Genomic DNA, 12,998 nt, shown 5'->3' with positions numbered 1-12,998 from the left:
TAAGCAAAAAACGCATACTATTGTACACGTCTTTTCATATTCTACATTATGTTAAATAGCCTCTAAATCTCATTTTGTTTCCGAGTCAGCACTAAAACCGCCAATGAATAGAACACAACTCCAGTTACCACCAAAACTACTACTGATACCCAGGCAGGTGCAGTTTTACCGTTATATACGAATACAATCCCCAGGGCTTCCTTGCACTTCCTCAGAACTACGGAAGATTGCCGGGTAAAGTTTTCATTAATCGCAGGTTCCATCAATAGCTGCCGGTAAAGGACAGCTGAATGTGCACATGGAAAGTATTTGACCAACCATTGTACATTATCAGGTAAACTACCGATTGGAATGTAAGCTCCAACCAGGAAACCAATTAGCGTACCAACTACCGTGCTGGCTGCTGAAAAAGCAGTGTTACTCTTCAAAAAAGAAACTATGAAGGAAGCGATCGCTGAAGAAGCAAAGGCTGACAAGGCAATTACAGGCAGCAATTTAAGTAAAAGCTCCGGGTCCAGTACAGCGCCGCCAGCCATCCCCAGGTAGAATTCTCCGAAAATTAAAGTGAAAATAGACATGATGATGCTGATGATAAAGCCTGTCGCGATATACCCACCCGCAATTTGCCTTCTGCTGATTGGGGATGAATAGAAATCTTTGATCGTCTTATTCTCCCGGTCATTGATCATTATTCCGTAGGCACCTAAACTAGTGGTTAGGGATGCCGAAGCCAGCATCCCCGCCAGCATCCAAGCCCGCATAAGCCGATTTGGATGAGGTAAAAACTGTAAGCCGCTGCTGATTGAGTCACCAATAAAGAAGATGTACAAGGCAAAAATGATAACTACGCTCAGCATCGAGAAGAAAACAGTTGCCTTATCCCGCAAATAAAGCTTGAGATTTCTTTTAATCATCGTTCTCATTCCCGCAAGCTCCTTCCTGTAATATTCAAGAATACATCATCCATGGTTCCATGTAGGACCTCAAAATCTTGCAGCTGATCCCGAAGCTTTTCAACGACAGCAATCGCATCAAGTGTATCAGTAAGTGCCAGTTCATAGTAATCACCAGCTTTAGTCCACTTAAACGGGAAGCCTGCCAGCAAACTGTCCAAGCTTTGCTTATTCTTTGGATATAGTTTCAAGCGGTCATAACTGTAACGCTTCTTTAAGTCAATTGGACTTCCTTCAGCGACAATTTTTCCTTGATCCAGAATTACTACATAGTCAGCCGCGGCTGCTTCTGCCATGTAGTGGGTTGTTAAAAAGATGGTCATCCCCTGCTCTTTTTGCAGGCGCCGGATTGTCTCCCAGATATGCTGCCTGGTTTGCGGGTCAAGTCCCGTTGTTGGCTCATCTAAAAAGAGAATCTTCGGCGTGTTGATGAGTGCTCTCGCAATATCCACCCGCCTCCTTTGTCCACCTGACAATTTTCCATAAGGGCGCTTAAGCAGATCCTTGATCTCGGTATACTCAATGGCCCTGCCTACTGCCTCTTTAATTTCTGCCTTGCTTTGGTAGTAAAAGCCGGCTCGAAGAGTCAAATTTTCCGCAACTGTAAGTTTCCTGTCTAAAAGTCCTTCTTGAAATACGATCCCGATCTTTTGCTTGATTGCTTGCCCTTCCGTCTTCATGTCAAACCCGGCCAGCTTGATTTTTCCGGAATCAAACCTGGTCAAGGTTGATAAGCAGTCAACTGTTGTTGACTTCCCAGCACCATTTGGCCCAAGAAAAGCAAATAATTCGCCTTCACGGACCAGAAAAGAAATGTCACTAATAACTTTTAAGCCACCATAAGACTTAGAAAGTTTATTTACTTCAATCGCATTTTCCATTTTCTAGCTCCTCTCCATTCGTGTTTCTATACTCATTTTACATTAAAGTGATCTTTCCAAAGGTGAAATTTTGGTAAGATACCAGAAAAGAAGCTTGACCTGTTGTGATACAATTGATGAAAAACACTTTTTAGGAGCTGACAAAAATGAACATTCGCCGTGCACAAATTAAAGATATTCCCGCAATCATAAAATTGCTGAGCGAGGTACTGGAGCTTCATGCAGCTATCCGGCCAGATATTTTTAAGCCAGGGACCACCAAGTACACCAATGATGAATTGGCTAAGCTTATCAAGGATGACCAAAAGCCGATCTATGTTGCCGTTAATGACGAAGATGAAGTATTGGGCTATGTTTTCACCCAACTGCAGGAGCAGCCTTTCTCAACCAATATGGTTCAGTTCAAATCTATATTTATTGATGATCTCTGCGTTGACTCTGCTGCCCGTTCTAAAGGTGTTGGCCGGGCCTTGCTAGATTTTGTCAAGGAAGAAGGCAAACGCTTGGGCTGCTATGAAATCACCCTCAATGTGTGGGCAGGAAATGATTCGGCCATTCGCTTCTATGAAAAGAATGGCCTTAAGACCAAAGAAACAACCATGGAATATATTTTATAAGCTAAAAATCCCGATCTCACAATTTCTGAGATCGGGATTTATTTTTGCTTTTTTGTCCAGTTACCGTTCTCGCACCAAATTGGAGGGCCCGTTTCATGGCGTTGATTTCTTTAGCCGTTTTCAGAGGCCGGATATTTCGTCTTCTTTCGGTTTTTTTGACTTTTCGGCCCATTTTGCTATCTGATTCCTCCCCTCGTTGAATGCGTTGTTATATGACCATTCTTCCATAAAGGCGCATTGAACAGACGTTTTAGGTGTTTGCCGCCAGTGATACTATCGGTTTCCCTGATCGCTGTAGCTTTTCAATCTTGGCCGTAAGCAGATCATCAGGAATTTCAGCAAAGGATTTAGCATTTCCTACATAGATTCCGATATCGGCCTGGACGGGTTTTTCACATTGAATCAAGCGATGGCTTGTGGACATGTTGGTCAGCCATTTTCTTAATCGTTCCGCTTGTTCTGAGGTCATCTTTTGGCTCCTACCTGTGCAGACGACATAGTATATTGCTTTAGGCAAACGAATGGTCGACAGTACTCCGCCATTCATCAGTTTCAGCTGAATCGGCATCTCTGGCATCTCCGTCTGTGAGATAATAGCATCCTGACTCACGGTCTTTTTAGTCAATTGATCCATTGCAGCACTGAGTTCATTTCGGTTGAAAAAGTAGGCATATACTTCAGCAGTCATCTCGATATCAGTAATGGCGACATCTTTTACTTTTGCCAAAGGAAGGTGCAGCTGATTGACGGTATCTCTTAGACCGGGAAGATTGTTTAGATTATATCTTTCCATTAAATACTGATCGATTGAGAAAAATTGAATCGCTTGGCTATTTAGACATGACAGTGAATCCAGACAGCTGCAAAGAACATCCAAGTCATGACGTATATTCCATCCCACGAATGGCAGCGACTTTTTCGTAAATGAATTCAACTCATCAATAACCAGCGATACCTGTCCCTTCTTCATATACTCAGAAAATTGAAAGCCGCTATGTTTGATTCCGCGTTTTAGGTCGCGTGCCAGCATGTTGGGCCAATAGAGATACTCAGAGAGGCATCTTATCATTTTTCCATTGAGATAATGGCCTATCGCGATCTCTAAAGGAACAATCCGGATCTCTCTAGACTCGAGATCCAGTTCCGTAGCAAATTCACAATCCAGTAAATAGTATTCAGTCGGAGGTTCTAAAAGCTTTTTGAATTTCATAATTTCCTCCTAATTTCCTTGAGTTTTTCCATTAACTGTCCTCTTTATTCGCTACCCATAAGCTATTACCGCTCTCATCCATCTGCTCAACACGGCCAAGGTTCTTGCGCTTATTAAAGCCGTCATTCCTGCAATAGTCAAAGAACGTCTCCCGGTTAGCCGATTTGTGCGGTGTACCCACATCAAAAAACATGCAACACACCGACCTTCCCATCGTTTCAAAGCAATACGACACGGGCCGGGGCGATGCGGAAAGACACGGCGTGAAATCCATCGCGATATGCACCATGCGGGCATCCCTGTCCAGCTTCACATCCATCTTGTCCGTCGCGTCCTGTCTCATGTAATTGAAAAAGGCGCCGTACGAATACGACGCCCTTAGACGTTATCGCGATGACGCCGGTTCCTTCTTATTCAACAGTCGGGGCCGACAGACGGCTACTGCGAACGGGCATCATCAACACACGACCCGTGCCACGATAAACGTTGACAAGACCCTCACCCGACGCTGCAGAACCGAGCAGGCTCTTGCCGGAACGCTCCACGGTGAATTTAAGACCTGCGCTCCATGCAACGGCAAAATTGCCATCAATCTTGAGCACGTCATCCTGCATGTCTATCTCAATAAGCTCCTCGTACGGGCAGTCTGCTTCAATGCAAAACGCGCCCTTGCCTTCCAGCTTGAGATTGAACAGACCTTCCCCGCCGGCAATCGCCGAGGAGAAGTTCGAACGCATCGCCGTGCTGTGACGCAACGTGGACTCACACGCCAAGAACAAACCATCATCCAACACGACACCGCCCGGCCATTCGGACGCATCCATCAGCAACAGATAACGATACGTCGGCTCCAACACCAGAAGGCCACTACCCACATACTCCGGCTTGATAGCCGACTCACCAGTCGCCTTGCCACGGAACGCCTTGCCAACAAAGTCGCCGATACCCTTGATGCCCGTGGTGCACTTAACATCACCAGCGAACCACTGCATAGCACCCGCCTGCGTCGTGATACCGTTGCCGTTCATACGGCAAACCAACTGACGCTTGCGGACGTTCATCTTACTGCTGAAATATGCCACTTCGGAATCAGCCGGCGAAACGCTCAAGTCACGCTTGTACTCGGCAACGCGAAACGGTCCCTTCTCATCGGTCACGATAATGTCGTCATTACCTGCATTCCCCACGAAATTCTTCACTTGAAACATTACGACATTCCTCCTTTTCTTCGTTGATACGACTGCGATTCACGCCCGAACCGCACGTAAAATGATTATGCCTGTTGTATGAATTATACCATAATTATGGCTCTATAATATTTCTTACTGATTGATGTCAAGTAATGCATCCGTCGGTAAGATTTTTTGTTTAAAACAACAAGCAGCACGAAAAGAGGGATGCAGCCACTAACGGCTGCATCCCCCTTTTTGATATGATTTCTAATAAATCAGGGTGAAAGTAGTAATAGTTGAATTCTTCATCTTAGTCTAGATCTTAAGTTTTAGTGTCATCTGTTTTATATTTTTTTCCGGTCCACGGCTTTGCCGAAGCAATCAGCCGCCAATCCATGACTGCAAGTCATTATTGGCAAAAGTGTGCAATCATTAAAAAATAGTTTCTTGTGCTAGTTAATGCTGCTCTGGCGCAATTTCAGTTTGGTCAAAAGCTGCAGGGCATATGGCAGGCGGTCTGGCTGCTCTAACCGGTTCAAGAGGACCTCGGCTGCCCTCTTACCCATCTCATTGGTCTCCACTTTCACGCTGCTCAAGGCTGGATTGGCAAATTGCGCAACGGTCGTATCGTTGAAGGAAATCATGCTAACGTCTTCGGGAACGCGGACATGCAGTTCCCGGAAGGCTTTCAAAGCGCCAATTGCCATGGCATCATTGGCCACCAGCAGGCAGTTCGGCTTTTCAGCCAATTCTGGCCAGGCCAGCTTGATCGCCTCATACCCACTTTCTGAAGTAAAAGCGCCAACGATAATCCAGTCTGGTTGATACAGCTCCTTCGCCTGGACGTAGCGTTTAAAATTCCGAAAGCGGAAATCGGGCAGGTTCTCCTTGTCATAGTGATCGCTCAAGTCCCCTGCCAGCATCCCAATCTTGGTCCGGCCAGTCTGAATGAAGTGGTCAACGATTTCTTCAACGGCGCTGCGGAAGTCTGAATAGACGCTCGGAAAGCCATCTTGCAGGTGATTGCTGTCAACGAAGACGACCGGTACTGGCAGATGCCTAAGAATTGACAGCTGGCCTGCCGAATACTGATCGCTGCCGATCACGATCACCCCCGCGTACTTATCCAGCTCCTCCCAGTTAGCGCCGGCGTAAAGGAGTTCATGTTTAAGGCCTAATTCTGTCAGCCGCTCAGTAATTCCCAAGCGGATGGAATAGTAGTACAAATCGTTGAGCTCTTCCTCAGGGTCGCACCACAAGACGATCGCTGCCGTCTTGCCGCTAAAACGCTGGTATTTCTTGGAAAGATGCTTGCTATAGTTCAAGTCTTCCGCTGCCTGAAAAACGCGCTTGCGGGTCTCATCGCTGACGGATAGAGTCGAATCATAATTCAAAATACGTGACACGGTTGCTGGCGATACGCCAGCCCGCTTGGCCAGATCCCGGATAGTTGCCATCTTCACCCTGCTCTTTTCTCTAGATTAGAATAAGGAATAATTTACTAATTTAAATTTAGCATAATTAAAAGTTTCAAACTAGTCAAGTGTCAGGCTAGCTGATGTAAGAAAGGCGAAATAGTAAAGTTCAGTTCGTAAGACTTGCTGCTTGGCAGAAGATATTCGTCATGGACTGGCGCGCCCCAGGAGTCGTCACCGCCGACGCCCATTTGGGCGGCCAGCAGCTTGACCCAGGTGTACTCAGAATCAGGCAGGTCAAACCAGTGGTCAGCCGCCTCCAATTGCGCGGTGCTATAAGGAAGAACGCTGCCTGAGAAAGGTTTAGCAGCAGCGCTAAAGACTACACCGCTTCCTTGCCGGTCATAAATCGCCAGCTTGCGCAGTCCCTCCCGATTGCCGGTTTCCTGCGGGCGCAGATATCTGGCCACGTTTTCAGCGGCTGAGGAAGTCCAGATTCCCAAGAAGGATCCCGCTTGCCGGTCAAGGTAGTTTTCTTCTGGTCCCTTGCCGTAATACGCGAAATGGTTAAAGTCGTGCGGCAAGGCCAGTTCCAGGCCAAACTCCGGCAGACCAGGCAGCCCCGCGGCTCCTGGGAAGACGGCTTTGACGCCGATTGTCCCCGTGCGGTCAACCGTATAGGCAACCTTGACCTGCAAGTCTTTCCCAACAGGCAGCAGGAAATCATAGCTGATTCTGGCGCCCGTTTCGGTCAGCTCCAGCTTGAAATCAGTCTGCTTGGCAAATTTGCCGGCATTCTCCCACATCGCCATGTCAAAGCCATAGCCGGCGCCGCGGTCATTGTCAGTCAAGGCGCGCCAGAAGGTCAGCCGTGGCTTCTGTTTGATCAGCTCGCGATCACCATATTTGAGGGAAATCAAGCCGCCCTTGTCCTTGCTGAACAAGGCCTTGACACCGTTGGCCCAAACGCCTAGGTTGAAGTCGCCGTTAATGATCCGGAAGTCTGGCAAGTCTGCTGACGCTTGCTTCTTCACGCGCGTTTCAGGCACCAGGTATTCGGCGCTTGCTACGACAAAGCCGCTGCTTGCCCAAGGCTGGTCTTCCTTTAAGCGGGCATCCAGGTGCCAAACCAGTTCGCCAGTCAATTTCGGCGATTTTGGCAATGGCAGATTCTGCTTATCTTGTGCCACAATGTTCAAATTATACTGATATTCAGCAACTGGCCGGCCATCGCAAAGCAAGGTCAAGACAAAGTCATAGCCGCTCGTATCCACAAACAGGTTATCGTTCTTGATCGTGATGCCCTCTTTATTAATAGTCATTTTCAAGTTGCTGTACAGCTCCTTCACCGCCCGGGCCTTTGGTGAAGGCGTTCGGTCGGCAAAGACGATGCCATTGCCGCAGAACTCGCCGTCATTTGGACGGTCGTCAAAGTCCCCGCCGTATGCCAGGTACTCTTGCCCCTGGCTGTTCTTGGTCAGCAATCCCTGGTCAAGATAGTCCCAAATGAAGCCGCCTTGGTATTGCGGATACTTCTCAAGTGCCGTGTAAAGCTGCAGCCCACCCGTCGAGTTTCCCATCGCATGTGCATACTCACAGGAAATGAATGGCTTTGGCGGGTTGTTGGTCAAATATTCTTCAATCTCTTTTGGCTTGGCGTACATCCGGCTTTCTACTTCAGTGATAAAGTCGTAGTCCCGGTTCCAGGTCACCCCCTCATAGTGAACGACCCGGTCAGGGTCGTTCTTTTTGAAAAATTCGCCCATCTTTGCCAGATCATCGCCGGCATAGCTTTCATTGCCCAAGGACCAGATCAAGATGGCCGGGTGGTTCTTGTCTCTTTGGAACATGTTGTTGGCTCTGAACATGACGTTCTCTAGCCATTCCGGCTTGCTGCCGGGCACGTTCCAGGAAGGCTCCACCTTAGTCAGCTTGTTCCAGCTACCATGGCTTTCCAAATTGACCTCATCGATCAAATAGATCCCGTATTGGTCACAAAGCTCATACCAACGCGACTGGTTTGGATAGTGCGAGGTTCTGACGGCATTGATGTTGTGCTGCTTTAAGAAGTTGATGTCCCAAAGCATGTCCTCCTCAGTCACTGCCCGGCCCCGGCGGCAGTCGAATTCATGCCGGTTGATGCCTTTGAAGACGATTCGCTTGCCATTTAGCAGCATCAAGCGGTTCTTGATTTCGAAAGTCCGAAAGCCCAGCTTGAGCGGGACGACCTCCAGGACCCGGCCGCTGTCTTCAAGCACCAATTCAGCCTTGTACAGGACTGGCTGCTCGCTGCTCCAGGCCTTGACCGGCAAGTGGTCCATGACGAAAGTTCCACTTTTCGCAAAATCGTTTGCCTGGCTGTCATAGATTTGCCCGTCAAGATCGTAAAGGCGCAGGAGGACTTGGTCTGCTTGCCCCGCAGCTTGGTACTGAACGGTCAGTTTGCCTTCGCGGTAGTCATTTTCAAGCGTGCTGGCTACGCGAAGGTCTTGGATATGCGCAAGCGGAATGGCATACAGGTCAACATCCCGGAAAATGCCGGAAAGGCGCCAGAAGTCTTGGTCTTCCAGGTAACTGGCCGAGGAATATTTGAAGACTTCAACTGCCAGCTTGTTGTCGCCTTCCTGCAGGCAGTCGGTCACGTCAAACTCGCTAGGAGTAAAGGAGTCTTCGCTGTAGCCGACAAAGGTGCCGTTGAGCCAGACGTACATGGCTGTTGCCACGCCTTGGAAGCTGAGAATAACCTGCTTGTCGCTTAGGCCCTTATCCAAAGTGAAGTGCTTGACATAGCAGGCAACCGGATTGTCCCGCAGCGGCGTCTTCAGCCCGGTTTCCTCGCTCCCGTCCCATGGGTATTGGATGTTGACGTATTGCGGCTGGCCATAGCCAAGAACTTCCAAATTGCTAGGAACCTCAACCGTGTCCATGCCGCTTTCGTCAAAGCCCATTTGATAGAAGCGCCGGTTTCTGAGCTCAGGGCTCTTGCTCCAGGCCAGACGCCAGGACCCATTAAGCGACTGCTTCAGGCTGCTGCGTCCCCTTTCGGCTTCTGCTTCATTCAAGAAGTATTGGTGATCCGAATGAGCCGGCAAAGTATTTACCGCAAACACTTCTGGATCGCTGAGCCATGCAAATTCAGGCTTTTCTGCTGTTTTCCCCATTTTATTGCCTCTTTCTAGTAATGTCTTGCTTGATTGCTAGTTCTTGCTTACAGCCAATATCATAGCTTGTTCAGTTCATTTTTGCAAGTGCTTTTAGTAAATATTTTACTAGATATTAAAAAGCAATCACCTTAGCTTGGCTTGCCATTCCTAGGCATTAATTGCCTTGTTTCCTTATTTTTGCAATCAAAAAAGCAAGCGAGGGATTGCAAAATTCGTCGGTTTTTTTGGCTCTATTCGCTCATGTCTTCAGCGACGGTTAGCATTTTTTGGTAAATTGTTTACTAAAGGTGTTTACTTTTGACAAAATTCCGGCTATAATTTACTTCGTAAACAAGTAAAGCGATTACAGCAAATAAAATGGAGGTATATTCGTGAACCGCAATGTGAAATCCAAAGGGCTCATGTCCCGCTTCTCCTTCGCGATGGGGAATCTGGGCCATGCTGCCTTCTATGGACTCTTGTCCAACTACTTCATTATCTTCGTGACCAGCGGGCTCTTCAGCGGCCTGCCAACAGCGATTGCCAACAAGTTGATCTACCTGATTACCACCTTGATCGTCGTCGTCAGAGTAGCCGAAATTGCCATCGATCCGTTGATCGGGAACGTGGTCGACAACACCCATTCCAAGTGGGGCAAGTTCAAGCCTTGGATCCTGGCTGGGACCGTCATCAGCTCCTTGCTGATGATCGTCCTGTTCACGGGGATCTTCGGCCTGGCCAACAGCAACTGGGTGCTGTTTTCCATCCTGTTCGTCATCATCTTTGTCACCCTGGACGTCTTCTACTCCTTCTCTGACGTTTCCTACTGGGGGATGGTGCCAGCCTTAAGCGAAGATAGCCGTGAGCGTGGGGTCTACACCTCCCTGGGCAACTTCACTGGGACGATCGGCTGGAACGGCCTGACCATCATCGTCGTTCCCCTGGTAACCTACTTCACTTTCAAAGCTACCGGCAAGCAAGAAGAAGGGCCAAGCGGCTGGCTGGCCTTTGCCGTGATTATTTCCTTATTGACCATCGTCTGCATGTTCATCACGGCCATCGGCACCCAGGAAAAGGACAACCTGATCCGCCGGGCGGCCAACAAGAAGAAGACCAGCATCAAAGACGTGCTTATGGCCCTAGCCCACAATGACCAGATTCTTTGGGCATCTTTAGGCTATTTCCTTTTCTCATTGGCCAACGTCATTACTAACGGCGTCTTGTTCTACTTCTTCAAGTTCATCTTGGACAAGCCAGCGTCATATTCACTGGTTGGCGTGGTCGCAACGATCGTTTCCTTCTGCACCTCGCCATTGTATCCAATTCTCAACAAGTTCATTCCGCGCAAGTGGCTCTTTACAATTGGTCAGGTTTGCATGATCCTGTCCTACATCATCTTTATTTTCTTCAGCAACAATCTGGCCTTGTTGATCGTCGCGATCGCCTTGCTCAACTTCTCCTTTGCCCAGCTGGTAACGGTCTTGACCTTGACTGACGCGATTGAATACGGACAGCTTAAGAATGGCGAAAGAAATGAAGCCGTCACCTTGGCCGTGCGGCCAATGATCGACAAACTGACCGGGGCCTTTTCGAACGGCTTGGTCAGCTTCATCGCCGTTACCTGCGGCATGACGGGAGCAGCAACCGCAGCTGACATGACCTCGGCCAGCATCCACACTTTCAAGAGTTTTGCCTTCATCATTCCGCTGGTCTTGGCAATTCTGGCCCTGATTGTGTTCGACAAGAAGGTCACCTTGACCGAAAAGAAGCATGCCGAGATCGTCAACCAGCTGCAGGAAAAGCTGAGCGTTGACCCGACCAGCACTGGCAAGGCTGGGACGACTGAAGTTGACGCTCCAGTCACCGGTCAGCTCAAGCCCCTCTCCTCTTTGCCAGACGACTTCGTGCCCCAGCACGGTGAAGGCTTCGCCATCAAGCCAAGCGAAGGCAAGATCTACGCGCCATTTACCGGGACCGTCCGCTTCACCTTTACGACCAAGCATGTCTTGGGCATGGTATCAGACAATGGCTTGGAAGCCTTAATCCACATTGGACTTGGCACCGTCAACCTGCGCGGTGAAGGCTTCAACAGCTACTATGCCGATGGGCAGCAGGTCGAGAAAGGACAGCTGCTGATGGACTTTGACCGGGAATTGATCCAAGAGCGCGGATACGATGACACGGTCATCGTCCTCTTCACCCAGCCCCAGCGCCTGCTACACTTTGAAGACGTCACTGAGCACGCGGTCAAGTCAGGCGAAGAAATTATGCAGGTAGCCGTCAAATAGCCCAATGTTACAACTACGCTAATAACCGCATCCCCTCTTGAGGTTGCGGTTATTATGGTATAGGCTGATGGCTGGTGTGAAGAAAAGAGAAAGGGAGCACACAGATGAATACAATGACATTGCGGCTAAAAGGATTGCGCGAGCAGCGGGCTTGGACCGAGACCAAGACCGAAACCGCCAAGCGTTAACTTGGCTCAAAGCAAGATCACTTTCATGTATGAGGGCGAAAAGGTGCCTGAATCTGAGATGAAGATTGTGCGCCGCCTCTTGAATTCAAAGAACGACTGATTTTACAGCAAGAAAAAAGCAAAGCTGAAATGCCGGGCAAGCCCAACTATCTATGCGTACCCGCTGCACTTAAGGAACTTGAAAAGATTGAACTGATACGACAACCGAATGGCAACTATAAGCAGGAGGAATTACTAAAAGCTATTGATAAAAATACCAGAACTAAAGCTGAGATCCTTGCATTTCTAGAAAGTCATTCATAAAACAAAAACGGCTGGCAGAAAAACTGTCAGCCGTTTTGCTTGAGTTGTAAAATTCTGGGAAATTAGCACTAAACTATGCCAAAAATAATTCCATTTCGTTAGCTTTTTCTCTAAAACCTTTATCCAAGTAGATTGGCTTGCCTTGGTCGCTGCTCGACAGCCAGAGGCGGCGAACTCCTCGCTTTTTTGCCTCATCGATAATGGCATCCAGAATCTGGTTAGCCATCCCTTGCTTGCGGTAATTTTTTGAAGTAAAAATATTCAAGATATAGCCTTCCTGGCCAGTCAAGTTTTCCTGGTAAGGGATGCGGGAAAAGAGGCAGAGTGATCCAATTGCTGCCAAATGCCCGTCCTGCCTAATTCCCCAGTTAAGCAAATCTTTACCAATGTGGTCCAGGTAATACTTTTTTGAGGCGGATTCTAGTTCTTCAACATCTGTCTCGGTGGTAATTTCTCCTAATTCTAAAAACAGTTCTTTACGCAAGTGCCAAAAGTCGTCGACGGCTTTTTTGTCTAATTCAACCACTTGGAAATCCATATTTAGTCCTCATCTTTCGTTTTTTCAACATTATACCCTAAGACAAAGAAAAGGACGTACAGCATCTTAAAGATCAAAAGCTCTACCTTTCTCCAATTATCGATGGTTGTACCCAAGAAATCATCTCCTACAACATTTCTAGGCACCCAGACCTTAAGCAAGTAATGATCATGCTAGATGACGCATTTGAGAAGCACCCGGCTCTTAACGGGCTTATTTTTCACTTAGACCGTGGCTGGCAATATCAACACCAAGCATGTCAAGCCGCTCTGGCTAACAGAGGGATCGAT

10 protein-coding genes and 1 pseudogene are annotated in these 12,998 nt (G+C 48.1%); 3 read left to right on the top strand and 8 right to left on the bottom strand.

Features of this window, described 5'->3' with window-relative positions; translation table 11 throughout:
• Positions 1–62: 62 nt before the first annotated feature.
• Positions 63–923, bottom strand: coding sequence for an ABC transporter permease (locus FC20_RS05785; protein ID WP_008461497.1), 861 nt, complete (start codon positions 921–923; stop codon positions 63–65).
• Positions 920–1,834, bottom strand: coding sequence for an ABC transporter ATP-binding protein (locus FC20_RS05780; protein WP_008461496.1), 915 nt, complete (start codon positions 1,832–1,834; stop codon positions 920–922). Before FC20_RS05780 ends, FC20_RS05785 begins: the two co-directional genes overlap by 4 nt.
• A 146-nt stretch (positions 1,835–1,980) precedes the next feature.
• On the opposite strand from FC20_RS05780, the gene FC20_RS05775 reads away from it, so the two are divergent.
• Complete coding sequence (locus FC20_RS05775; RefSeq protein ID WP_008461493.1) at positions 1,981–2,451, top strand: GNAT family N-acetyltransferase; 471 nt, start codon at positions 1,981–1,983, stop codon at positions 2,449–2,451.
• A gap of 250 nt (positions 2,452–2,701) precedes the next feature.
• Here the strand turns inward: FC20_RS05775 and FC20_RS05770 are convergent, their stop codons facing one another.
• The 5 genes from FC20_RS05770 to lacZ all read right to left on the bottom strand — a co-directional run bounded on the left by FC20_RS05770 (position 2,702) and on the right by lacZ (position 9,409).
• Positions 2,702–3,661 (bottom strand): hypothetical protein, encoded by a 960-nt coding sequence (locus FC20_RS05770; RefSeq protein WP_008461491.1) that lies wholly within the window; start codon positions 3,659–3,661, stop codon positions 2,702–2,704.
• A 31-nt stretch (positions 3,662–3,692) separates the two neighbouring features.
• Positions 3,693–3,980, bottom strand: coding sequence for a hypothetical protein (locus FC20_RS05765; protein ID WP_039943751.1), 288 nt, complete (start codon positions 3,978–3,980; stop codon positions 3,693–3,695).
• A 91-nt stretch (positions 3,981–4,071) separates the two neighbouring features.
• Positions 4,072–4,869 (bottom strand): AIM24 family protein, encoded by a 798-nt coding sequence (locus FC20_RS05760; RefSeq protein WP_039943749.1) that lies wholly within the window; start codon positions 4,867–4,869, stop codon positions 4,072–4,074.
• A gap of 416 nt (positions 4,870–5,285) precedes the next feature.
• On the bottom strand, positions 5,286–6,290 hold the full coding sequence (locus FC20_RS05755; RefSeq protein WP_008461489.1) for a LacI family DNA-binding transcriptional regulator: 1,005 nt from the start codon (positions 6,288–6,290) through the stop codon (positions 5,286–5,288).
• A gap of 89 nt (positions 6,291–6,379) precedes the next feature.
• Positions 6,380–9,409, bottom strand: a complete 3,030-nt coding sequence (lacZ, locus tag FC20_RS05750; protein ID WP_008461488.1) for a beta-galactosidase, LacZ type — start codon at positions 9,407–9,409, stop codon at positions 6,380–6,382.
• Positions 9,410–9,813: 404 nt separating this feature from the next.
• Between lacZ and FC20_RS05745 the strand changes: the two genes are divergently transcribed.
• Positions 9,814–11,679, top strand: coding sequence for a sugar MFS transporter (locus tag FC20_RS05745; RefSeq protein ID WP_051011262.1), 1,866 nt, complete (start codon positions 9,814–9,816; stop codon positions 11,677–11,679).
• Between the two features lie 564 nt (positions 11,680–12,243).
• On the opposite strand, the gene FC20_RS05740 is transcribed toward FC20_RS05745, so the two are convergent.
• Positions 12,244–12,708: a GNAT family N-acetyltransferase gene (locus FC20_RS05740; protein WP_008461480.1), complete on the bottom strand. Its 465-nt coding sequence runs from the start codon at positions 12,706–12,708 to the stop codon at positions 12,244–12,246.
• Positions 12,709–12,770: 62 nt separating this feature from the next.
• On the opposite strand from FC20_RS05740, the pseudogene FC20_RS10070 reads away from it, so the two are divergent.
• A pseudogene (locus FC20_RS10070) lies at positions 12,771–12,998 on the top strand (DDE-type integrase/transposase/recombinase); the annotation flags it as partial.

This window comes from Lactobacillus equicursoris DSM 19284 = JCM 14600 = CIP 110162 (genome assembly GCF_001434815.1).
GTDB classification, from domain to species: Bacteria; Bacillota; Bacilli; order Lactobacillales; family Lactobacillaceae; genus Lactobacillus; species Lactobacillus equicursoris.
The sequence above is the reverse complement of the archived record's forward strand: the minus strand, read 5'-3'. Positions and strand labels throughout refer to the sequence as shown.

Excerpts from the sequence above, each read along its gene's own strand:
- FC20_RS05780 (WP_008461496.1), bottom strand. The coding sequence starts at position 1,834 with ATGGAAAATGCGATTGAAGTAAATAAACTTTCTAAGTCTTATGGTGGC.
- FC20_RS05745 (WP_051011262.1), top strand. The coding sequence starts at position 9,814 with ATGTCCCGCTTCTCCTTCGCGATGGGGAATCTGGGCCATGCTGCCTTC.
- FC20_RS05775 (WP_008461493.1), top strand. The coding sequence starts at position 1,981 with ATGAACATTCGCCGTGCACAAATTAAAGATATTCCCGCAATCATAAAA.
- FC20_RS05770 (WP_008461491.1), bottom strand. The coding sequence starts at position 3,661 with ATGAAATTCAAAAAGCTTTTAGAACCTCCGACTGAATACTATTTACTG.
- FC20_RS05765 (WP_039943751.1), bottom strand. The coding sequence starts at position 3,980 with ATGGATGTGAAGCTGGACAGGGATGCCCGCATGGTGCATATCGCGATG.
- lacZ (WP_008461488.1), bottom strand. The coding sequence starts at position 9,409 with ATGGGGAAAACAGCAGAAAAGCCTGAATTTGCATGGCTCAGCGATCCA.
- FC20_RS05740 (WP_008461480.1), bottom strand. The coding sequence starts at position 12,708 with ATGGATTTCCAAGTGGTTGAATTAGACAAAAAAGCCGTCGACGACTTT.
- FC20_RS05755 (WP_008461489.1), bottom strand. The coding sequence starts at position 6,290 with ATGGCAACTATCCGGGATCTGGCCAAGCGGGCTGGCGTATCGCCAGCA.
- FC20_RS05785 (WP_008461497.1), bottom strand. The coding sequence starts at position 923 with ATGAGAACGATGATTAAAAGAAATCTCAAGCTTTATTTGCGGGATAAG.
- FC20_RS05760 (WP_039943749.1), bottom strand. The coding sequence starts at position 4,869 with ATGTTTCAAGTGAAGAATTTCGTGGGGAATGCAGGTAATGACGACATT.